Source organism: Streptomyces sp. NPDC104371 (genome assembly GCF_055583785.1).
Window position 1 is genome coordinate 667,199 of sequence record NZ_JBVJNF010000002.1, and the last position, 23,257, is coordinate 690,455.

General features: G+C 66.1%; 12 protein-coding genes. 3 read left to right on the forward strand and 9 right to left on the reverse strand.

Annotated features, from left to right (window positions below; genetic code table 11):
* Positions 1 to 29: 29 nt before the first annotated feature.
* The 6 genes from ACZ60T_RS08860 to ACZ60T_RS08885 form a co-directional block, all read right to left on the reverse strand.
* Complete coding sequence (locus ACZ60T_RS08860; protein WP_469665334.1) at positions 30 to 461, reverse strand: Imm1 family immunity protein; 432 nt, start codon at positions 459 to 461, stop codon at positions 30 to 32.
* Positions 461 to 6,928: an RHS repeat-associated core domain-containing protein gene (locus ACZ60T_RS08865; RefSeq protein WP_469665335.1), complete on the reverse strand. Its 6,468-nt coding sequence runs from the start codon at positions 6,926 to 6,928 to the stop codon at positions 461 to 463. Before ACZ60T_RS08865 ends, ACZ60T_RS08860 begins: the two co-directional genes overlap by 1 nt.
* Positions 6,929 to 7,140: 212 nt before the next feature.
* Positions 7,141 to 11,406 carry a LamG-like jellyroll fold domain-containing protein gene (locus ACZ60T_RS08870; protein WP_469665564.1) on the reverse strand — a complete coding sequence of 1,422 codons (4,266 nt, stop codon included), beginning with the start codon at positions 11,404 to 11,406 and terminating at the stop codon, positions 7,141 to 7,143.
* Positions 11,407 to 12,294: 888 nt separating this feature from the next.
* Positions 12,295 to 13,527 (reverse strand): tyrosine-type recombinase/integrase, encoded by a 1,233-nt coding sequence (locus ACZ60T_RS08875; protein WP_469665336.1) that lies wholly within the window; start codon positions 13,525 to 13,527, stop codon positions 12,295 to 12,297.
* A 42-nt stretch (positions 13,528 to 13,569) separates the two neighbouring features.
* Positions 13,570 to 13,719, reverse strand: a complete 150-nt coding sequence (locus ACZ60T_RS08880; RefSeq protein ID WP_469665337.1) for a helix-turn-helix domain-containing protein — start codon at positions 13,717 to 13,719, stop codon at positions 13,570 to 13,572.
* Between the two features lie 172 nt (positions 13,720 to 13,891).
* Positions 13,892 to 14,242, reverse strand: coding sequence for a hypothetical protein (locus ACZ60T_RS08885; protein WP_469665338.1), 351 nt, complete (start codon positions 14,240 to 14,242; stop codon positions 13,892 to 13,894).
* A 1,080-nt stretch (positions 14,243 to 15,322) separates the two neighbouring features.
* On the opposite strand from ACZ60T_RS08885, the gene ACZ60T_RS08890 reads away from it, so the two are divergent.
* Complete coding sequence (locus tag ACZ60T_RS08890) at positions 15,323 to 16,330, forward strand: hypothetical protein (protein WP_469665339.1); 1,008 nt, start codon at positions 15,323 to 15,325, stop codon at positions 16,328 to 16,330.
* Entirely contained in the window at positions 16,315 to 16,632 is a 318-nt protein-coding gene (locus ACZ60T_RS08895) for a hypothetical protein (RefSeq protein ID WP_469665340.1), read from the forward strand. The genes ACZ60T_RS08890 and ACZ60T_RS08895 overlap by 16 nt, the downstream gene beginning before the upstream one ends.
* Positions 16,633 to 17,341: 709 nt before the next feature.
* On the opposite strand, the gene ACZ60T_RS08900 is transcribed toward ACZ60T_RS08895, so the two are convergent.
* From ACZ60T_RS08900 to ACZ60T_RS08910, 3 genes are all read right to left on the reverse strand, one after another.
* Entirely contained in the window at positions 17,342 to 17,890 is a 549-nt protein-coding gene (locus tag ACZ60T_RS08900) for a hypothetical protein (protein ID WP_469665341.1), read from the reverse strand.
* A gap of 281 nt (positions 17,891 to 18,171) precedes the next feature.
* On the reverse strand, positions 18,172 to 18,714 hold the full coding sequence (locus ACZ60T_RS08905; RefSeq protein WP_469665342.1) for a hypothetical protein: 543 nt from the start codon (positions 18,712 to 18,714) through the stop codon (positions 18,172 to 18,174).
* A 224-nt stretch (positions 18,715 to 18,938) separates the two neighbouring features.
* A complete protein-coding gene (locus ACZ60T_RS08910; protein ID WP_469665343.1) occupies positions 18,939 to 19,487 on the reverse strand; it encodes an ATP-binding protein in 549 nt (182 codons plus the stop codon).
* 999 nt (positions 19,488 to 20,486) lie between these two features.
* Here ACZ60T_RS08910 and haaT point away from each other — a divergent pair.
* On the forward strand, positions 20,487 to 23,204 hold the full coding sequence (haaT, locus tag ACZ60T_RS08915) for a cyclophane-containing RiPP biosynthesis TPR protein HaaT (RefSeq protein ID WP_469665344.1): 2,718 nt from the start codon (positions 20,487 to 20,489) through the stop codon (positions 23,202 to 23,204).
* Positions 23,205 to 23,257: the final 53 nt, after the last annotated feature.

A 23,257-nucleotide genomic window follows, 5' to 3' on the forward strand; every position in this document is an offset into this window, starting at 1 on the left:
TTATGTGCCGTACATGCGGATAGAGCAGATCACCAGAGTTCAGGCTCTTGCCATTGGACGCAGGTTGGGCGCTGCCCCCCAGAGGAAATGAATTCCCTTACAGCCCGACGCACAAGATCGATCGCTATTTCCGAACAGCCCGGAAATTCCGTCTCATTCCCGACAATGAAATAGGAGACATTCCCTCGACCTACCGTGCCGCCAAGAGAAACGACATTCCCGCTTTCATCCATGAAACCGAGAACGCCAACCTGAAGCTCCCTATCCACGCCAACCAGGAACTCGTGATCCGGGAAACCCGAGGCAAGTTTTGGGCGTTCCAGCGAGTGCAGTTCGGCCATATTCTCGGAATCCTGGCCAGCGAGAAGGGCATCTACGAGCGAATCTACATCATCGGGTGTGATGATGACGCGTCCGTCCGCGTGCTCTTTTCGATAATAGGCCTCAGCCCGCCCCTTCATCACTCTGCTCCTCCATAGGTCTTGGAATTGAGACCACCCCTACCGTTCGGCCAGTGTACCGTGAGTCGCCTGTCACCGAGGATGGAGCCTAGTACGTTGTTACACCCCAGGCGCTGCATACACGGACCAGCAGGATTGTTGATCACAATATCCCCCTTCTTCATTCCGTCTCGCACCATAAATGCAGCGAACTTCTGCTCCACATCGCTGGCACGAGCCGACTTTGCGGCGCCAGGCAGGACACCACGCTCCCTAAGCCTGCTGTTAACTATATCAATCAATTCTTGATCGCCCCTCTTAGCGCCACTAGCCACACGGAAAACGCGCCCGTCAGCCATCCCAATCCCGACAGTTTTACCCTTCGCGACATATTTCGGAAGGTTCCGCAGAGCGAAAGCCCTCAGCGCGGCTACACTCTCTCCGATCCCGAGAGCGCGAGCCGTCCCGGTTGCCCACCCCGGGCCTCCCGGGGTCCACGCGACCATGTTCAGTTCGACTTGCTTGTATTCGCATATCCCAGAGGTATCGCACAATAGTTGAGGCTCAGGAGCCCCAAAGAACCTTTTGTACAGAAATTTGAGCGCACTGACAACAGGGTCTTTGATTGGATTCTCGTAGGGGCCGGGCGACGGTGCAGACCCTGGACTCGGACTCGGCAGAGGACCGCCACTGCTGGTCGTCTTCCCGGTCCCCCCAGAGCCGCTGGTCTTCCCGGTGCTAGTGGTTACCGGGATGTGGGTTGCCGGCGGGCCTTGTATCGGCGCCGTAGAATGGCTAGGACCGCATTTCTGCCAGCCGCCGCTGCACTGCTTGACTTCCCCGTTCTTACCTTGCTCCAGCCTGATGGTTCCGGTCGGGTCGCTGTAGGTGAGCGGATTTTGGCCGGCGTAGCTGTAGCCGTTGAGGCTCTGTGGGTCGGCGGGGTCGAGGATGGGGTCGACGCTGATGAATCGGCCTGTGGTGGGGTCGTATTCGCGGGCGCCGAGGTGGGTGAGTCCGGTGGTTTTGGTGTCGTCGGTGCCGCCGACGTAGCCCTTGGTTCCGGGCCAGGCGGCCGGTTCGGTGCCGCGGGTGCCGCCGAAGGGCAGGGTGCGGCGTTGGGTGAGTTTCTGGGTCGTGGCGTCGATGGCGAGTTGGGCGGTGCCGTGGTGGTCGGCGAGGGTGAAGGAGACGTTGCCATCGTCGGTCTTGACGGCCTGGTTTCCGCCGCCGAGGTCGAAGTAGCGGGTGGCCTTGGGCTTGGTGGCGTCCTTGGCCAGGGTGATCTCGGTGGTGCCGAGGTAGAGGGTGGTTTCGGTGGAGGTGCGGCCGATGAGGCGGTTGCCGTCGGCGTCGTAGAGGTACTCGGTGGTCTTGCCGGAGCCGCCTTGGACGGGTTCGGTCACCTTGGCGAGGTGTCCTTCAGCGTCCCAGGTGAGGTTCTGGGTGGTCCCGTTCAGGGTGCGGGTGGTGGTGTTGCCGGTCTCGTCGTAGCCGTAGGTGTCCTTCGCGGTGCCGGTCGGGCCGGTCGTGGTGACGGAGGACAGGGCGTGCGGGTGGGCGCTGCTCGGGGTGGGGTAGGTGTAGGCGCGCTTGGTGTCCTTGGCAGCATCACCTGTGGGGTTGTGGAGTGTTTCCGCGGTGCGGTTGCCAACAAGGTCGTAGGTATAGGAGTTCCAGTACGTGGCCGGGCCGCCCAGCACGCTGCCGCTGGGTGTGGTGGCGCAGGTGGTGGTGTTCTGGGTCCAGGCTTCGGTGAGGCGGCGTAGGTAGTCGTAGGTGAAGCACTGGTTGTCGGTTCCGTCGCGGGAGACGTCGGAGACGGACAGGACGTTGCCGGCTTCGTCGTAGTGGTAGGTGCTGCTCTGGTCGACTCCGGCGATGTCCTGGCGGTCGACGCGAGTGTTGGCCAGGCGCTGGGTGCCCCACTCGTAGGTGTTGGTGACCTGGACGGGCTTGGCGCCGGCGGCCGTGCTGTACATCTTGTACTGGCTGGGCTTGCCGGTGTTGAAGTAGCTGGTCTCCGCCTTGAAGCCGTCGCTCTGTGAGGAGATGGGCCACAGAGTGTCCGGATCGTAGGTGAATGACTGGGTGGCGCCGGGGAGTGAGCCGGCGGCGGAGTAGGTGAGGCCGCCGACCAGTCCGGAGGGCAGGTAGGAGGTTCCGGCCTGGTAGGTGCCCTGCAGCTCGCCTTCCCGCGCGGGGATGGCCACGGCAGTTCTTATCGGCCGGTAGAGGCGGTCGTACTGGGTGACCTTGGTGGTGTAGGCGGTGCCGTCGACGTAGCGGATGGATTCGGCGGGCTGGCCCTTGGCGTTGGGGACGGTGTCGTAGGTCCAGTTGGCGCGCAGGGTGCCGGTGGCCGATGCCTCGCGTAGTTCGGTCTGGCGGCCGAGGTTGTCGTAGCCGTGCCACAGGGCCGGATTGCCGGGGCGGGCGTCCTTGGTGGTGACCAGTTGGCCGCGGTCGTCGTAAGTGCTGGTGGTGGTGCCCTTGTCGGGGTCGCTGGACGTGAGCTGGCGGCCCAGCAGGTCGTAGGTGTACGACCAGGTGCTGCCTGCCGGGTCGGTCAGCCGCAGCAGTTCACCACGGGGCGTGTAGGTGTACTTGGTGGTGTCGTAGGCCGCCTCCGCGCTGCGGGCAACATGCTGGCGCAGTTCGGTGGTCCGGCCGCGGGCGTCGGTGAGAGTGGTGGTGGCGGTGCCGCCGACCGGGGGGATCACCGTGGTCCGGTCGCCGCCGTAGATCGTGCGCGTGGTGGCCAGCACCGGTCCGCCGTCGCCGTTGCCCGCGATCTGCTTGGCCTCGGTCTCCCGTCCCAGCCCGTCGTAGGTGTACCGGTTCTGGGTCTCCACACCCAGCGTTTCCTTGGCGTCCGGCTTGACCAGAACCGTGGAGGGTGCGCCCTCGGCGTAGTAGGCGGCGAACTCCTTGGCTTTCAGGCCGCGTTCGTCGTAGAAGGTGTCGGCCAGCAGGCGTCCGCCACCCGAACCCGGGTCCTGGGTCTGGCGGGGGCGCAGGAAGCCGTCATAGATGGTGTAGGAGGTGCGCTGGCCTCCGGTGTTGTTGAGCGTCTTGGTACCCACCACAATCGGCTGGTTCTCGGCGACGGTGTAGGTGAACTGGAAGTTCGGGGTCTGGTCCGTCTTGCGGTCGGCCAGCCACACCTTGGTCGAGCGGCCCAGGGCGTCGTAGGCGAAGTTGGTGACGTTGGTGTTCGTGTCGGACTGCTGCAGGGGCAGGCCGCGGAAGATGTCCTGGGTGGTGGTCGTGGTCTGCGCGGTGGCCGCGTTGCTTGCCGTGGCCGGGGGCGTGGTCACCTTCACCGTGGTGGCGAAGCCGGTCGCGGGAGTGAGTTCGGTCGTGGTGGTACGGCCGTCCTTACGCGCGGCCCGCGTAATCGCCCCAGCCGCGGTGACCGTCACGTCTGCGGTCAGATCGGTGCTGGTCAGTTCCCGGCCGTAGGAGTCGTAGGTGGTGCCGGACTCCAGGTAGGTGGCGGTGGTACCGCTGTATTCCTTCAACACCGCGCTGGCCGTCGCATCCCCCTTCGTGGGGACCGCGTCATACGTGCCGCCGTCGTAGGCGGTGCGTACGTCGGACATCACGTCCGCGGGACGGCTGACCGTGGCGCCGCAGGCCTTCGACACTGTCTCGATGCGAGACGGAAGGGTGATGATGTTGTCGGTCGTGTTGGTCGCATACGTGGTGCGGGTGCAGGTGTCGTCGGCAGAGGTGCTGTCGTCGCCGAAGTCATCGACCTGCGTGATCCGTCCGGCCACCGTGTCGTAGGTGTTGGCAGCGGACGTGGTGCGCCACTTGGCGCCCGCGCCGTCATCCAGTGAGGTCCAACTCTTGCTCTGGGACGTTCCGGTGAAATTGGCGGTGACCGTGCCCCAACTGCGGGTCTTCCTCGCGGTCTCATAGTGCCAGGGCCGGTTGACCTGCTTGGCCAGGACCTTGCCACCGGGGCCCGAGTAGCTGACGGTCTTGTACGCGAAACCGGCCGCCGACTCGTGGTCGGTTATCGGATCGCCTTCACCACTGTCCAGGGTGACGGCCACGGACTTCGTGCCGCCGCTGCTGTCCTTGCGGTCGCCGTCCATGCCGCGCAGGAAGTACGTATCCTCCTGCGACTTCATCGCCGAGGCACCGCCCTGGCCACCCGTCTGCACGCGGACATGTCCGTAGCCGCGCCACTGCGACCAGGTCTTGAACTTCTCCTTGGTCAGTCCGTCGTCATCGTCGTAGTGCCAGGCCGCACCATCCAGATAGTCATAGCTGGTGACCTGGTCCGGTGCCCCGCCCGTGCGGTCGGTCGCGGTGACGGACGTGACCACGTACTTGTTGAACCACTGCAGCTCAGGATCGTCCGAGGTGCTGCCGCCGATGTACTGAGGGAAGCAGCGCGTGGTGTTGGCCTGCGGCGTCGGCAGAGCGTTGAAGTCGCAGGCCGGTTTCGAGTAGTTGACATCGATCTGGCCGCCGGACTCGTCGGCGACCGTGGACAGGCGGTCCTTGATGAACGGCGGGTAGCCGTCGCCGGTCTTGTCCAACCGGTTGACGAGCTGGGTGTAGGCGAAGGTCGTCTTCGGCAGGGTGATCGCAGGGGTGGCAGTGTGTCCGGTGCGCTGGATGGAGTCCAGCAGCAACTGGTAGTCGATGTCGGCCATGCCCCAGCGGTGAGTCAGCTGCCAGGAGTCGACGTCCTGGTAGGCGCTGCCGTCGTAGACCTGGGTGGTCACCTGACTCAGCCGCTTACGGGTGAAGAACACCGGGGAGAGGCGGCCCTTGTCACAGTCCTTGCCACTGTCGCAGTTCAGGTCCCAAGGAGTGTCGTACCAGTAGGCGGCATCCTTGGTGATGTCCGAGCAGGCGGTGCTGGACAGGCAGCGCTCAGCACTGGTGAAGCTAACCTTGGCCAGTGCCTTGGTGCCGTACATCGAGGAGGACTTCAGCCCGTAGTCGATGTGGTCGAGTGTGCCGCCACGCACATAGCGAGTGTTGTCCGACGCCTTCAGGTTGCGGCCGTAGGAGTTGGTCTCCTGGTTGTAGTAGTAGGCGACGGCGTTGCCGTGGACGTCGACGGCGTAGTCGAGGTTCCAGCGCCAGGCCTGCTGGCACCAGGAGTCCGCGAACGCCGTGGCGTGGCAGGGCTCGCCGGTGTCGTTGCCGAAGACGGGGGCGGTCCAGGTGGAGTCGGTGGTCGGCTTGCCGTCCGCCCAGCCGGGCAGCCGGTTGTAGCCGAAGTAGTAGCGGGTGCCATCGGTATCGGTCAGGCGCCAGTACTCGCCGTCGTTGTCACCGTTGCCGCGGTTGCTGGAGGTCAGGTGGTCGATCTTGGTGCCGTCGTCGTTCTTCAGCTTCCACGAATCGGTGCCGTTCGGGACCAGTTCGCCACCCTTGCCGTTGAAGGTGAGGAACGCGTTGTCGTAGGCCCAGCACAGGTCTCCGGGCTTATTGCCGTCCGCGTTCTTCACGCCGTCCTCGGCGCAGGGCTTGTACCGGCGTTCAATGAAGCCCGGCCACAGGTCGAAGCCGTCCCCCGCCCAGGACGCCTGGTTATTGGTGTTGCCGGTACGGCCGTCGATAGAACCGGAGGAGTACGACAGCCCCACATTGGGCGTCATTCCACCGGGAACATCCGGTACCGGCATGTCGTACGACCAAGCGAAGTCACCAGTATTGAGATTCGTGCTCCACGTCGCCGAGGGGGACAACGAGGTCGCCTTGTAGTCCCCATTCGCACTCTGGGTCTCCGCCACGGCGGCGAGCACCATGGGAGTGCTGGCGCTGAGGGCCACGTTATCCGCGGTGAGAGTCTGCTTCTTGGTGTCGTTGGCCGTCGCCACCGGCTCGCTGGTGCGGCAGTGTGCCTTGTTGGGGGTGGTGAGTGCACAGGCAGGCAGTTGGACCAGGGTGAGGCGGGAGGCGTAGCCGCCGCCGTAGGCATCGGCGAAGCCGGAGTAGTCCAGCTTCGCCCGCACCCGGCCGGCCAGACCGGTCCGTCCGTCTTTGCCCTTGTCCTTCAGGCGCAAGGATATAAGGACACCGTCAACGGCTGCTCTCTTCGCAGCCTCGCGACCCAGGACACGTGCCTCAACGGCACCGCTCGCCGACTTCGCGCTGGTGATACCCCTCGTATCCAGCGTCAGCGGCAGCCCTTTGGCCCGGACAGCCTTGCGTTCGGTGTCCTTCGCATCTGCGGCTGGCAACTCAACGACCGCCGTGGCCGCCTTCGGCCAGGCTGAGTCCGGCGGCGTCTGCGGGGTACGCGGGCCCTTCATCAGGGTGCGTGGCTTGGTCTTGACCACCGAAACGGGTACGGGCTTCCCGGACGGGGGAGGGCCGGGGAGTTCCTTCCCGCCGTTCGCCGCAGCAGCGGGCTGTGTCACCCCTTGTAAAAGGGTGCCGACCATGATCGCGGCTGAGACCAGCGCGATACGTTGCCGCAGCGTTTTGAGGCGCTTTCTCGATCTGTAGTGCATTCCGTCCTTCGTTCTTCGGTGTAAGTCAGCCTGCGTGTAACAGAGCAGGCGGGAGTGGAAGTTGAATGGCATACCGCGCAGGTCTTGCCGCGCCCGGGAGGGCCGGGCGCGGCCATTGCGTCAGCAGTCGTCAGGAACGTCGGTGGCCCTCTCGAGCCACGAAGCCAGCCGGTTGGTCTGCATGGTGGTGACGTGTTCGTCCCACCACCGGATCAGCCGATGTCAGGCACCTCGGTGGGCACGTCGAACCAGCTTGAGGCCAGATACGCGACCTGCTCGTCGGTGAGCGAGCCCTGGAAGGCCCAGACGTCGTCGACCAGGCCAGGGAAGTATTCGCCCCAGGCTCCGTCGGTCTTGGCACGGCCGACCTGGAAGGATTTGGTCGCCTTGAAGCCGAGCGTGTTCTCGGCCCAGGAGGCCGAGCTTCCGCAGTCCGTACCCTCGTCTCCGCTGTCGTCCTCACCGTTGTTGCAGGAGATCTCCTGAAGCAGGCCGTTGACATACAAGCGGGCCTGCTTGGCAAAGCCGTCGTAGACCACGGCCAGGTGGTTCCAGTCCCGCGCGTCATAGAACTCGCTGTTGGCCACGCGTACGACCGTCGCGTCCGTGCCGTCCTTGTCCGGCACCGCCAGCTCCCAGCGGCCACGGCCTTCCGGATTCGCGGAGTCGGGTACGAAGCGGACGGTGAAGGCGCTCTGGTTGGTGCCTTCGGCGCTGACCAGCGCGACGCTGTTCTGCGGCAGCGCGGCGGCCTGCGCCCAGGCGGTGACGGTATAGCTGGCACTGGTGTCGACCGGTACTGACGTCGTGGCCGCGTAGCCGCCGACGCCGTCCAGTTCCAGGCTGCCGAAGTCCATGAAGGCGTAGTCCGACTTCTTGGCGCCGCCGTTCAGGGTGAGCGCGCTGCCTCCGGGCACCGCGTTCGGAGTGGAAACCGGGCTCGTCCCAGTGGCCTCCTCGAACATCCAACGTCCGTTGACCAGCGGGCGCTGCTTGAACATCTGTTGTACTTCCTCGGCCGACACCGGGCGGTCCAGGAGCCGGACGTCGTCGATAGTGCCGGGGAAGTAAGAGGCCATGGCTCCGCTGTAGTTACCTGCGCCGATATACACCGACTGGCCCGCGTAGAACGCCCCGCCCAGCTTGGTCGAGCCCGCCTTGACCCCGTTCACGTACAGGGTGAGCGTGTCGGCCACAGCGTCATGAACGCCGACCAGGTGCACCCACTCCCCGGCGCGCGCGGTGACACCGTCGGCCTGCATGGCCCGTATCGGGGTCGCGTCCGGGGCGTCGGCGGAGTACTGGTTGAACGCCCAACGGTCGTATGCAGCCGAGTAGTACAGCTCGAAGCCGGGCTTGTCCTTGCCTGCCTGCGCCGCGATGATGCCGGCGCTGGTGGGCTTCTTGTCCAGTTTCGCCCACGCCGAGATGGTGAAGGGGCGCTGGGTATCGGCGTGCGGGGCCTCGGTGTGCGCGTATCCGCTCTTGCCGTCCAGCCTCAGTGCACGGCCGGCGACGCCGGGGGCGCCGAGCTGGGCGTCACCGGCGAGCGTCAGGGACTGGGTGTCAGCGTGACCCACGACCGCTGTGGCGCCTGGCTCTTCGTCCAGTGGGAACACCGCGCGGGCGGTGCGTCCGTTGCCGATCGACTCGAGGCGGTACAGGTGAGTGACCTCGGTGGCGCTGACCGGCTTGTCGAAGATCCGCAGTTCGTCGATGCTGCCGGGGAAGTAGTTCATGACTTCGCCGTTGAGGTTCGCGGCTCCGATCTGCAGCCCTCGGCGCGCATCCCACGCGGTCGTGTAGGCCGTGGAGCCGGTCAGGGTCCCGTTCACATACAGTCGCAGTTCCTTGTCGGTCCCGCTGTACACGCCCACCAGGTGGGTCCACTCGTTCGCGGTCACACCGCCGGCCTGCGGGGCCATCGCCCGTGCGATAGAGGCCCCCGGAGTGTCGGACGTGTACTGGTTGAAGACCCATCGGTCGTAGGCCTGGGAGTAGTACAGCTCGAAGCCCGGGGAGTAATTGCCTGGCTGCGCTGCGACAACGGCGGCGTTGGTAGGTATTCGGTCAAGCTTGACCCAGGCTGAGACACTGAACCCGTTGGCCGTGTTGACCGTCGGGATGTCGGTTGCCGCGTAACCGCTTGTGCCGTCCAGGTGCAGAGCGGTGCCCTTCTTACCTGCTACGCCTGTGGTAGCACCGCCATGCGACGTGGCCACGCGTGCACCGGAACTGCCCGCAGCCTGGCTTGCCCCGGCCGACTCATCCATCTGCCACATCGCCCGCTCCGGCTGCCCGCTCTTCACCCGAAACTGGTAGGTGCGCGTCTCACTGCCGTTGCCTGCCTGGTCGAACGCCTTGGCGGTGACGAAGTTCAGCCCCTCCTTGGCCGGCAACATCTTCGCGATCTTCGCGGCACCTGCGGACGTGGTCATCGTGTTCGCCGACGTGGGGTCGCCGTTGATGCCGAACCAGTACTTGGTCACATCACTGTTTGCAGCCTTGAGTTCGAACGAGCCGTACTTGCCCACCCCGTCGTACCAGGGGTCGTCCGGGTTCTCCGGGTCCGAGGCCGGGTACTCACCCGAGACGATCGAAGGCGCCTTCGGCACCGTCGTGTCGTAATAGAAGTAGCAGGCCGTCGGGTCACCCGCGGACGACCACGGCGAGTACTGCGCCCCGTCATAGGCGCGCGCTTGCCAGTAGATCTGCTTGTTCTGCGGCACATTGGACGGCAGGCTGATCGAGAAGTTGGACCCGGACTTCTTGGACGAGGTCCGCGCCGGCTTCCACCGCGCGGTCACCCCCTTGCCGTCCCCCGAATCCCACGACGCCTGGAACTCGACCGCGACCGTGTCGCCGTCCGGATCGGTAACGCTGTTCGCCGAGATCTTGCCCAGAGTACGCACACGCGCCGCGTCCGCCGGCTTCTTACAGGTGCCGCCGTACTCCATCGTCAGCTGCGACATCTTGATCTGCGCGGGCGGACGGTTGTACTTCACGTGCAGAAACGCCTTGTCGGAGAACCGCTTCCACGCATAGGCGTCGGACTCACTGGCCGCCTGCAGGCCGAAGGTCATCGTCGCGCTCTTGTTGTTCGCGGCCGTCTGCACCGCCGACTTCACGTTGAACTCGGCGTCCTTGGCCGCGCAGCCCGTGTATCCGTAGGCGAAGGACTCCGATGCCAGTTGCTTGATCCAGAAGCCGGAGGCGTTCTGGGTGTTCCAGGTCGTCGACGAGGAGATGTCCTTGGTCTGCCACAGTTCCACGCTGCGTGCCTCGCAGGACGCAGACCAGGTGTTGTGGACCACGAACTCCGCCGACAGGATCGACTTCCCCGCGAACGTCGACGTCGGGATCCGGTAGAAGAGACGCTTGGTGTCATTGGGCTGGCAGTAGGACCAGTTGCAGTAGCCCATGCCCGCGTCCGAAGCACCGTTGAACTTCCACTGCGGCGACGACGCCCAGTACTTCGACGCCATCGTCCACGCCGACGCCTTCGGCGCGTACCACTGCGGGTCGATGAACACCGGATACACCGTGTCCTTACCCTTCAGCACGTCGGCATCCGGCTTCAGCACCAACTCGTCCTGGCCAGTTGACACTTCCACGCCGACCGGAGCCAGCTTGCCCGACTCCGCCGCTCCCGGCTCGTCGCTGCCGGGCTCCTCAGCCGAGGTCGCACCCGCTGACCGCCCGGCAGCTGACTGTTCAGCCGATGACCCCTCACTGGAATCCCACATCAGCGGCTGCGGCGCCTCGAACACCGCACTGTCGGCACCCTTGTCGACAGCCTCCAGACCACCCTCGTCCGTCTCCCGGATGTTCACGCCTTCGCCGTCAAGCTTCAGCCGCAGTGCGGCCAGCTCCTTACTGGCTGCCGCCTCGGCCGACTTGACCACCAGCAACTGCGTGAACCCATCCTCCTGCGCCCCAAGCCGCAGATCCACACCGGGCAGGACATCCGGATACGTTGCGCTATCACCCTCGATCCGTGGGGCAGGAAGCGCTCCAGGCCAGGACAGTGCGATCTCACGCCCCGCCTTCGTCATGCGCACCATCGGCGCGTCACCGCCGCCCGAGAACTCCAGACCAACCGTGGTGACCTTCGGCGCGACCATGCCACTCCCGGCCTTCACCAGGCCGGTGTCGACCGGCTTCCACCGGCCCTCCACTCTGGCCCGCACGGGACGCAGATACTCCCGTGCCTCCAGATTCCCATCGGGCGTGGCATAGACCTCGCTGCTCTCTCCCCCTAGCGAGGTCACCTCCACCGGCTTGCCCGTGCGCCTGGCCTGAGCGAACGCCTCAGCCTCGGTCAGCGCGGGCTGCTCCTCAGACGTCGCTTCCGACGCCGCAGCCGCCTGCGTCTTGCTGTGGACCACCCCCACCGCGCTGGTCGCTGTCAGTCCGCTCAGCGCCACCGCAGTGGACAACACCACCCCGACAGCACGCAGCCGCCCACCCACAGGCATGACACACCCTCCCCACAGAGCCTTCCCAGACCCTGACGCATTGTGAGCGATCTTCCACAGATCGCACACGGGAGGGTAAAGCTGTGATCATGGCAGGGTCTAGATCACCACAAGTGGACATTGTGCTTCATGCGAACAAAAGCGGCGAGGCGTTGAGTGACATACCCCATGCGCGGCCCTGGTTTAGAGAGGGAAAGGTATTGGCCGGTACGTCAGGCTTCAACACAAGGCGGCCGAGACTCCAGCGACATCCCGTCCCGAGCAACTCCCCGCGCCTGGCTGCCGTCTCCAAGAACACAAGACCTGCGTAGCGCGACTCGTTCAGAACGGCGTGATCACCTCGTCAGCCCGCACGCTCTTCGGAAGACTCATCGACATCGTCGCGACGAGCGATCCCGTAGATCACATCAGGCACATCACAAGCGCCTGTTCCCTACGGCTCCCGCCCAGGACTCGAACTGCGGCAACCGGGCGACCGGTGCCGCCACACCCCCGTCTGACACCTACACGGGCACGCACACGGGCACCTACGACACCGTCGCACCCCGCCGGGGCACTTGGGGCCCACTGATCGCACTCGACCTGCGCAGACGCAGGCGCCGCATCCATTTCACCGGCTCTCCATCCAGCCTGCCTGTGGAGAACGACGGATAACAAAACATGACGATGTGTCAGGTCATCCGGCCGGGATCCAACCATGGGTACGCGGACGGGGTCGGCCCGGATTCGGGTCGGCCCCGTTTGACCTGACGGTTCGCTAACGCCAGATCCAGGGTTGTGCGTGGCCGGAACATCGACACCAGCGCCGCTGCTTGCGAAAACACCGAAGAGTCGGTGCATATCCAGCCAGGACCCAGCAGCCGTGACGGCAAGTCGGCGACCGGTGCCTCACGCTGGATCCGCAGGGCCGTCCGGAACCTGGGACACTCCAGGCGATGGAGCTGGGGCACCGGGTCGCAGGGCGTTCTGCATGATCGTGCGGCAGCGGGCCCAGGATGCGGGGACGAGGTGTCCGTACACGTCGACGGTGGTCTTGATGGAGCGGTGTCCGAGCCAACGGGAGACCTCGTGGAGGGGGATGCCGTGAGCGAGGGCGGTCGAGGCGAAGAAGTGCCGGAGCCCGTGTGGGGTGTACTTCGGGCTGCCGTCGGATCTGGTGATGCCCGCCTCCTTCAGGGCCTTTTTGAAGTGATAAGCGTAGGTGGTGGCAGTCGGCATAGTGCCTTTGCCGCGCTCGCGTGGGGCGAAGAGGACATCGAGGCCCCCAGCCGTCACGGTGCCCCACTCGCGTAGATGGGTGTCGATCTCGTCAGCGAGGAAGGCGGGGGTGGGGACATCACGGTATTCGCCTTCGGCGCGATGCTTGAGTGGGATGAACCGGGTGGTGCAGTCCTCGCGGTGGGCCTTGGAGCTGACCTGGCGGCGGACACGGAGGAAGCCGTCTCGGTGGCAGTCGGCGGTGAAGGCGAGAGTTTCGCTGATGCGCAGGCCAGCGCCGGCCTGGAGGTAGACCGTGAGCCGGTAGTGGGGCGAGATCTGTTTGGCGATGAGGTCGACTTCGTGAAGAGTGGGGATCTCGTCCTCGTCGACCGCGTGGGCTCCGATGCGGGGCAGCTTGACTCCCTCGGTGGGATCGTCGGGACGCCTCTTCTCCTTGATCGCGGTTTTGAAGATGCTGGTCACCATCTTCATACGGTCGCTGACGGTGCTGGGGGCGAGCTTCCGGCTGATGACCGCGACGAACGCTTCGATGTCCGTGCGCTGGATGCCAATGACTGTCCTCGAGCCCAGGGCAGGGATGAGGTGGGTACGCAGGAAGCTGTCGTAGTTGCGGTAGGTGCCGTCGGCGACGACCTGGCGCCCCAGCCAGTCGGCGGCGTAGTCGCTCAGGGCGATGTCGCCGCGTTTGGGGTCGAGGTAGAAGCCCTCGTATTTGTCGTGTTCCAAGCGGTTGGCAAAGGCTTCGGCCTGGGTTTTCTTCTCGAAGCTTGGCTGACGTTCGGCCCTGGCACCGTCGGGTTCACGGTAGCGGACGGTCCAGGGGTGACCGCAGCGAGGCTTTGTGCACGGGTAGTTGACGTTGCGTTTGTCGCTCTTGCAGCGCTGGTAGACAGTGGCCACTGGTTCCTGGCTCTCCTTACGGGCCGGGCCCAGTCGCGGGCCTCAGCCGTAGTGCTGGTCGAGATAGCGGGTGATGTCGCGTGCGCGGAACCGCAGGAGGCGTCCGACTTTCTGGGGCTTGATGCCCCACAGGCGGTATTTGTTCCTGAGCGTGGTCTCGCTGACCCTGAGCCACGCGGCGACCTCTTCCACGGTCAGCAGCCGGTCACCTCCGTGCCGTACGGTGTGCCCGCGCTCAGACGTGGAGCACGGGCGTCGATCTGTTCCTTTCCGAACGACGGTGGTGGCAGGTAGAGAGCGGCACGGTGGTGTGTCGGCTGCCGGGCCGGGCGTGGACCATGGACGCTCCGACTCGGCCGGTACGTCAAGCGGGTCGCTGGGTGACGCGTCCGAACCGGAGGAGGCGCAGGAAGCTGTCATCGGCTGTCTCCGAACGAAGCGTCGTACCGTGAGGGCCACCCAGGGCCAGGGGCGTCGGGGTAGACGGGATCCAGGCGTCCATGCCAGGGGCCGTGTCCCGGATCGCGATCTTGAGTAGCGGAGCAGGCCGGTGGACGGGGCGTTCGACGAGCTCGGTGCAGAGCTTGTCGATGGCCCAGGCGGGCAGTACTGCGCCGGGGATGGGAGCGGCGTTGGTCTCGTCCGGGTCGGGGAGCCAGATGGTTGTCGGCAGCGGGTGGGTCGTACGAGTGCGGGGGATCGTGGAGTTCGGCATGGGCTGAGCGGCGCCCGGGAGCGAGGGTCCGGCCGTGCTCGTGCTGACGTGAGTAATAGGGATTCGCCGGCTGATCTTTGCCATCGCCTTGTGCATGTTCGACCTCCTGGGCGATCACTCCACGCCCGTGACTGCTCCCCCGGTCTTCCTCACCATGTATCTCGTTTGTGCAGGTCGTCATGGATGCGAGCCGGTTGCGCGCCACCTGCGAGCCACTGCCGAACCAGTGGGACCGGCCGCACGATGGGAGCTCAATCCGATGTCAAGGAATTCTGTGTTCGATTCACATTGCTCCATTGAGGCGTCACTCCATGCCGTCAGGGGAGGACCAGGGCCGGGGCCACTGCACATGCCGATCCATTCGACCGGTAGTGCCGCTGCAGCGGCGTGCGGGTGGGCCGACGGTGGCACGGGGGCTTGGGAGGAGTAACCGACTTCGGCCACGACCGGCCCCACACGGGCGACGACACACCCCATCGGCCCCGACTGACGTCCAGCCCCCACCAGCCGACGACACGGCGGCAGACGCCGACGTGTCGCCACGCGCCGTCGCACCGCATGAGACAGCCCACGCTGCCACCGGGAACCCGGTCAGCATCCGGCGGCTGCGCACAGATCTGCACATCGGGCCGCGGCGCGCCCGCCAGATCCGCGAGCAGCTCCTGGCCCGAGATCGCAACCCACCGCCCTCGGTCATTTGAACGGCGTGCCCGCCACCCGATTCGTCCCGGTCCGGAAACCGATCGGATCCGACGTAGGGGATCTTCGAGATCCGCTCGCCGATCGACACACCGCTGACACACCGCACGCGCCCTACGGCCGTACCACCGCTCTGAGCTGGTTCGATCTGGAAGTGAGCGGCCCGCTTGACTTCGCGCCGGAGCGGAGCGTCCATGGTCGTGGTCGACGCACCCGGCGGACCCACGGCAGATCCGGGAATCCGTCCATGCCACGGCCATGTTCGCCCGGGGGACACGCGATGCGCACGCGCCCGGCGAACATCCGTGACCCGCACCCGTGCGGGTCGCCCCGGCCGGGGACCTCTTCCCACCCGACATCCGACGGAATGAAGGTTCCCACATGTCTGACACCACCAACGACACGCGTACGGTGCACCCCGTAACCGGCCCGGAACCGCTGGCCCCGCTGACTGGCGCCCGCGCTGCCGTCTACACGGAACTGGCCGCTCTCACCGGCGACGAGGGCGCCACAGCCGCCGAACTCGCACTCGCTGCCGGCCTGGGTCATTCCACCACCGGCAAGGCCCTGGTCACCCTGGAGGAACGCGGCATGGCCGTACGCACCCCCGGCAGCCACGGCGGCCCCCGCCGCACCCCCGACCGCTGGCGCGCCACGCCCACCCCCGAGACCGTAAGTAGCAACGGCCCCAGCGCGCCGGAACCCACTCCCGCCGACACGGAGCCCTCCGCCGCCAACGCTCCGAAGCCGGACACCAGCCAAGTGGGCGGCGGGAGCACGCCGGTCGATGTAGCGACACCCGGCAGCGGAGCGACGAGCACCAGCGATGGTGCAAGTGCCACCGCGGCATCGGCCGCCGACACACCGCACGACACCCCACACCAGCAATGCGAGAAGCCCGGTGAAGACGCGGGGGACGAAGCCGACACGCACCGCGACGGCGGCAACCATAGCCCGGAGACCAAGGGCATCCCTGCCCCACGGACAAGCCCTGAGCAGTCGACGACGGCACTGGTGGAGGCAGCCGTTCAGCCGGGTGAGAAGAGGCGGCTCGCGCCTGGAGCGCTCCGCCAGATGGTCATCGACCACCTGCGGGCGCACCCCGACGAGGCACTCACCGCCACCAAGATCAGTCGCGTGATCGAGAAGTCCTCGGGTGCCATCGCCAACGTCCTGGACAAGCTGGTCAAGCAGGGCATCGCCGAGCAGGTGAGCGACCGGCCCGTACCTACCGCATCTCAACGCCGAACGGCAACGCGTAGCCGACCAGGCATAGCAAACCGGGCCGGCTCCCAGGAGAATTGGGAACCAGCCCGGCTGCTGTGCGAGTCTCCCACACCGAACGCGGGGCGACGGGGAGCGCGAGGGCTTCGGTGGCGGACTGGCTGAGCGCGATCGTGGCCGTCGTGTCGGCGGCGATCGCCGTGTACGCGGTGTACTGGGCACGACGTTCCGCACGCAGCACCTTCGAGCACGCGGCTTACGAGTTGGCGCGCACACTGCACATTGACCTCACCACCAGGGAAACCGCCCAAGCCCGAGACATACTCGAGCGCTTCCGCAACGGCACCCGCAGGTCCCCCGGGCACGACGGCACCCTCGGCTGCGCCTGGGTGCCGCCGATTTTGCACGGTGACGTCAAAGCTGGCCGACATGCCAGAGCTATTGAGATAGGAGGGAGTAGCGAGTGACAGAGGGGGCGCAGTGCAGAGAGCAGTCGGCGTGGGGGGTCGCGCGGGTTGTGCGGGGGGTGCGCCGGCCGTTGGTAGATCGGGATGCTTTGCTGCACCGATATACAGTCGCCCTCGCCTGTCGATGGCTCGTATGCCGCCTGACCTGCAGGATCGGGCTGAGTGGGGGTGTCGCATCCAAGTGCGCACACGGAAGCGATGGTGGGTACGACACCGCATGCGACGGGTCGCATACCAAGCGATCCACATTCGCCATAGATGCGGTGCAATGACCTGCTGACCTGTGGGTTCACCGGGTATTCCGTGCTTGGTTCCTGGTGACGATCAGGACCGGTGGCTGACTCGGGCTCGAGGTCGGCGAGGCGGCGCTCCCGGTACGTGTAGACGTGTCGGACGGCATCGTGGCGGCTTGGTAGAGGCGGATGGCGTGCTGAGCGAGCCGTTCGTGGTCGGGGTGCAGGGTGCCCAGGTGTCCCCGAAACCACCACCGCCCCTACCCCGGCCCACACTCAGCCCAGCCTGCGCCGCCGGCCAGCCGTCACCACAGGCGGCTGCTCCGGCCCCCGCCGCCGCGCTCCTGGCACCCGCGGCCCGCCGCTGCTCAGGGCTGAAGAAGACATGGAGGTACCCACAATTAACCTCGCAATCAAGAGAGTTCCAACGTCCAATCCGGCCCGCTCGGTGCGGGCCGCGCCTTCACCCCGAGGCGTCAGCGCGTGACAACGGTCTGCACCTCGTCCACAACGAGCCGCCGCTCAGCGGTCATCACCAGCCCCGGCACCACCCCGGCCTGCTCGCCCCCATGCCACTCGACATCCCAGGTCACCTGCACCGACACCGTGTACGCACGGCCCGGCGCGGACAGCGACGCCCGCCGATATGTGTAACCGCAGTCCGGCGAGGAGGCGTTGGGGCTGTAGGCGTCCGAGTACGGCGTCCCCGGCCCTGGGCACACCACCTGGCCGCCCTCCCCCATCGACCACACCGCCCTCCGCGGCCGGGCCGTCGCCGTCACCTTCACGCCCTCCACCTCAGCCGACGTCGACACCGGCCCCCACGTGGAACGGTCCACCCACATCCACGTGGGTACGTGAACCACCTGCACGAAGTCCTCACCCGGACTCGTGCGGATCAACGGCATCGGCAACTTCAGCCGCTTCACCGCCTGCCGGACCACCAGTTCGGTGGGAACCTGCTTCCCACCTTTCGACTTGGGCTTCTTCGCCTCCCTCGGGTCGAAGCGCGGCAAAACCCCCATTCCGAAATGTGTCGTGACCGGCGGCAACTCTTTCGACTCTCCACCACCGCCGCCGGACCTCGCCGCCCCTCTGCGGGGCACCGGCCTACTCTTCCCTGAACGACCCTGGCTTCTGGTGACGCTCTCCACCTCCGCATCGCACGCACCCGGAACACAAGTGATTCCAGCGAAGTGTTGAACCGCCTCGTCGGCACTTGCAGCCGGGAACGGCATCCCCGCAGTACAAGCACAAGCGAGTGTGACCGCCATGGCCGCCTTCGGTGTCAACCACAACGCCTTCATCAGCAGGACCCGGCTTCGTGAAGGTAGAGCTTGGAGACCTTCCAAGTATTCCCCTCGCGCCGCACCGTCGCGTCAGCCTTGGTGTGACTTCCGGGCACATTGTTCTTCAACTCGCCGTTCAGCTTGTACTGCAACCAGTCAGTCCCGTCCACGCAATCTTGCACAGTGACTTCCCGGCTGGTCGCCGAGACGACCCGCGGATCCACCCGCGGTGTTCCTTTGCTGACGACCTTTTCCTTCTTTGCCTCCCGCAGGCCGTACTTCATCAGTTCAAGAGCGCCGCCCGTGGCATGATCGCCGAGAAGCGGAGAGTCCACATCCGACGTCTCAGAGGCGAGTGTCAGGTCCCGCCACATAGCTCGATAAGCATCGACCGCCTCCGCATGCTCCGCTTCTGGCGTCTGAGAGGCCGCCGTCGCGGACGTCCCCTCGGGCAACGGTTTGGCGTCTGATGCGCTGTCCGCACAGCCCGCCAGCAACAGCCCGGTGACCGCTACGTTCGCAGCCGCCAGAAGCACCTTGACCCAAGGTCGCGTATCCACCACCCCTACCTTCCGTCACCGTCAACACCTGGATGGAAACTCTCAGTGATCAGACGCGACTGGAGCTACCCGGCGCTGCTCCAATCAACCGCGACAGGAGGGTGAATTCCGCCCTGTTTCCGACCCGGTACTTGACGCTGCTTCGCTTTGATAACCCGCTTCACCGACGAAAGGTGGTGCTCGTCGCTCGAACGAACGACGAGCACCACCTTTCAAAGGCTCATCTACAAGCCCGATAAAGCGCCCTCCCTTCGGCTCTGCACCCAAAGGTCCAGAGCACTACGAAGCTCCGAGGCCGTCACATGGCGCGGCCAGGACCGCGAACCACGCTGTTTTCGTCCTCTTCCGCCCTTGAAATCCCCAGGCCCCCTCGGTGAGTTCGTGGACGATGTGGAGGCCGCGTCCTCGCTCGGATAGCAACGCACACAACGCTTCCAATCCACCCCCACGGTTCTCCTCGGCCGGGCATACGGCACCGTGGCGGGGAATTCGGGAACCTCTGGGATGCGCGGATCACGGTCTTCGACTTCGCAGATGACCCCGACCGCGGAGCGACGCAGGCGCATCTCGTAGGGTCCCACCGCGTGTGTGGTGGCGTTGGTGACCAACTCGGAGACGGCGAGCACCGCATCGCTGATCACCTCGCCATCGAAACCGAGCTGGTCGAGGGCGCAGCGCAGGGTGGCGCGGGCCTGGGCCGGGGCGTCGGGAGTGCAGCTCGTCCAGCGCCACAGGACGCAAGGGGCGGCACCCAAGGCGTCGTAAGCAGTCATCGCCGCCCTCCCCAGACCGCGGTGTGACGTCCCCGTACGACGCGGCGGTGGCGGCCGTGTCCCGGGCGGGCGTAGTCGCGCGCTTCGCACAGCGCGAAAGGGCCGGCGGCCGTGATGAACGGCAGCATCAGCGCAGCGGTAAAAAGGATCGGCGCCACGGCAAGGACCTCCCTGATGATCGCGACTGGGTCGCGACCACCACACCGTGGACCCCACGAAGAGCGGAATACCCCTCTTACCAGGTCTTTCAAGGACTTTCGCTACGCTCGAGTGAGCGTTTCAAGGAACCTCGGAGGGCGCACTCCTCTATAGACGGGCGCCCGGCAGCCGCAGCCGGGCCTCTTCCTTACCGGCGAGCGCTGTCGGGCCTGTGTCTCGGAAATCGACCTGCCGTGTACGGCGCCCTGACCCCCTACTACGTCAACACAGCCTGGCCTACCTGGTCTGCGCAGCAGGGCGCTTGAAGACCCGCTGGATGCGCTTCGCGCCGATGGCGGACGCCAGGCCGGGGCGTCGCATTGACGCTGCTGGCGCATCAATTGTCGGCAATGAACTCATGCGTAAGCAGGCAAGGCACGTCTCAACGAGGTCGTCGGGTTCCCAACTACGCGCCGGAAGATCGCTGTCCGGCAAGGTTCGGGCCTTCGACGCGGTCCACAGAGGCCTCTTGATCGACAAGACAGGAATCCCCGCCCTGGGTTTGATGGCAACGGGCAACACACGTGCGGAGGTCAGCGCATGGAATTCCGCGTCCAAACTGGTGTCCATCAGATGCCCCCATGGCGTGGAGACGCCCTTGACCAAGGTCCATGAGGGCTGTTCGGTTAGGGAAGTTGAGGGATCAGACTTGGGGGTGGCGTCCGTGACAGGGTCGGTTGGCCGTTCGTGGTATCTCACCAACGGCGCCGAGACGGAGTCGACCGCTCGCCCAGCCGCTGGGGCCTCCGTATGAGAATCCGGCGCGGGATCGCGATCACCATCGTCGCCGGAGGCGGCGCTGTGACCACGTTGTTGGTCGGACTCGTCACCAACGCGGTGTCCAATGAGTCGCGGTGGCCCGGCTGGCTGGGGTGGTTACAGGACCACGCCTGGTTCTCGTTCATCGTGCTGGGTGTGACGACGGCGGGGCTGACGGCCCTGCTCGCCAGGCTCTCTGAGACGGAGCCTCCCGCGCCGCCAAGGCGACCGGAGGACGCAACCGGGACACCAGGGGCCGCCCAGGTGCTGCGGTCGTTGCCACGCGACACCGCCGCGTTCACCAACCGTACCGCGGAGCTGGAGCAGTTGGTGGGCGCGGTGCGGGCCTCGCAGGAACATGGCGATGGGCTGCCGGTTCACGTGATCGACGGGATGCCGGGCGTCGGGAAGACCACTTTCGCCGTGCACGCCGGACACCTGCTCTCGGAGCGGTTCCCCGACGGACAGCTCTTCGTGAACCTCAACGGGCACACGCCAGGACGCACTCCGGTGCAGGCCGGCGAGGCGCTGGCCTCGCTTCTCGCTGCCGCCGGCGTGCCGACGCAGCAGATACCTGTCGGGGACGATGTCGGAGCGGTGACTGAGGCTCGGGCCGCCATGTGGCGGAGCAGGCTCGCCGACAAGAAGGCGCTGCTGATTCTCGACAACGCGGCAAGCTACCGGCAGCTGGAGCCGCTGCTCCCCGGTGGGAGCGGGTGCCTGGTCTTGGTGACGAGCCGCAAGCGGCTGGTGGCGAACGAGGAGATCGTCATGTCGGTGGACGCTCTGCCGCCAGATCACGCGGTCGACCTCTTCATCCGGCTCAGTGGGCGGCTGGCCGAAGCGCTCGACCGAGATGTAGTGACCGAGTTGGTGCGGCTGTGCGGGTGTCTGCCGCTGGGGGTGTCGTTGCTCGCGGCACGGCTGCGGCACCATCCGTCTTGGAGCGCCGAGGACCTGCGCGGGCGGCTGGTGGCGGTGCGGGACCGGCTGGGAGAGCTACGCGCCGGGGAACGTGCCGTCACCGCGACGTTCGATCTCTCCTACCGGGATCTCACGCCGGAGCGTCAGCGCTTCTTCCGGCGGCTCGGCTATTTCCCGGGCACCGACCTCGATGCCTACGTCGGTGCGGCTCTGGGCAATGTCTCTGTCGTGGTGGCCCGTCGGCACCTCGAAGCGCTCTACGACGACCACCTGATTGACGAGCATTCCGGAAGCCGCTACCGGCTGCACGACCTCCTACGCGACTACGCCCGCAGTCTCGCGGACAGTGGAGACAGCATGGATCACGTACCGGCCGTCCAGCGTGTGTGCACTTATTACCTCGCCGCTCTCGCTGTCGCGAACGGGCACATCGTGCGCAGCGGTGCCGCGGTGCCACCGACGTCGGATGGAGCCTCCCGGGTGGAGACCCCGGCCCTCGAGTCGCGGGCGGACGCCCTGAGCTGGCTGGAGACCGAACGGGCGAACATCCTGGCCTGCGTCCGGCGGGCGAACGGCCTCGCCCTGTACGACCTCGTGGTCCGGCTCGCCGCGGCCATGGCACCCTTCCTTCGTCAGGCCGGCCCCTGGGACCAGGCCGTCGGGCTCCATCGGACCGCCGTCGAGGCCGCCCGCCACACCGGCGACCAGCGGGCCCGAGGCGATGCTCTCGCCGAACTCGGTGTCGTGAGCCGTTTCATGGCTGCCTACCCGCAGGCGATCGAGGCCCTGAACGACGCCGTAACGGCCTACGAAACGGTCGACGACCGGCGTGGCGAGGCGGACGCCCTCAACCAGCTCGGCATCGTCTGGTACCTGACCGCGGACAACGAGGACGCGGTCCACGCCCAGACCGAGGCCCTCGCCCTCTACCGTCAGCTGGGGTACCGGCTCGGGCAGGCAAACGCGCTCGCGGATCTCGGCATGACACACCGACAGTTGAGCCAGTTCGACGCCGCGGTAGAGGCACAGAGCGAGGCCCTGGCGATCTACCGAGAACTCGGTGACCGATACGGGGAGGCGAACTCCCTGCGGGACCTGGGCGTCGTGCACTGCCTCATGGGTTCGTACGACCTGGCCTCGCGGCATCACCAGGAAGCGTTCGACATCTACATGGAGCTGGACGACCGTGTACACCAGGCATACGCACTGAATGAGTTGGGCGTCGTCCGGCGGCTGACCGGAGACATCGAGGGAGCGCGGGCAGCGCATAGCCAGGCCATGGCTCACTTCACCGAGCTCGGCGAACGGTTCGGCCGCACGAACAGCGTCCGCCACCTTGGCATAGTGGACCGTGTATGCGGGAATGCGGCGGAGGCGATCCGGCTTCTTGAGGAGGCTCTGCACGCCTACCGCGAGCTCGGCAGCCGCGGGGGTGAGGCCGTCGCACTGAGCGAGCTGGGCGTAGCGCACGGCATCGCCGGTGACCGGGACCGAGCCATCTACGAGTTCCAGCGCAGCCTGGAGATCCTGCGGTCACTGGGCGACCGGTGTGCTGAAGCCGAGGTGCTGAACCACTGGGGGAAGCTGCTACTCGCCTCTGATCAACCGACGTCCGCCCGCTGGCACTTCGATCAGGCGCTTACGCTCGCAAGGGACATCCGCTGTCAGCTGGAGGAGGCACGGGCCCTGGAGGGCATCGGCCGCTGCGACTGGATGGTTGACGGGCCTGGTCACGGCGTTGGCTCACTGCAATCCGCCGTGACCGTGTACCAGCGATTGGGAGCGAGCGCGACCGTGGACGACATCGAACGGTTGCTCGTGTCGCGGCCCGGTTGACGCCGACCATGTGGCCGAATTTCCCGTGACAGGCGGGTCATTGAGGATGCTAT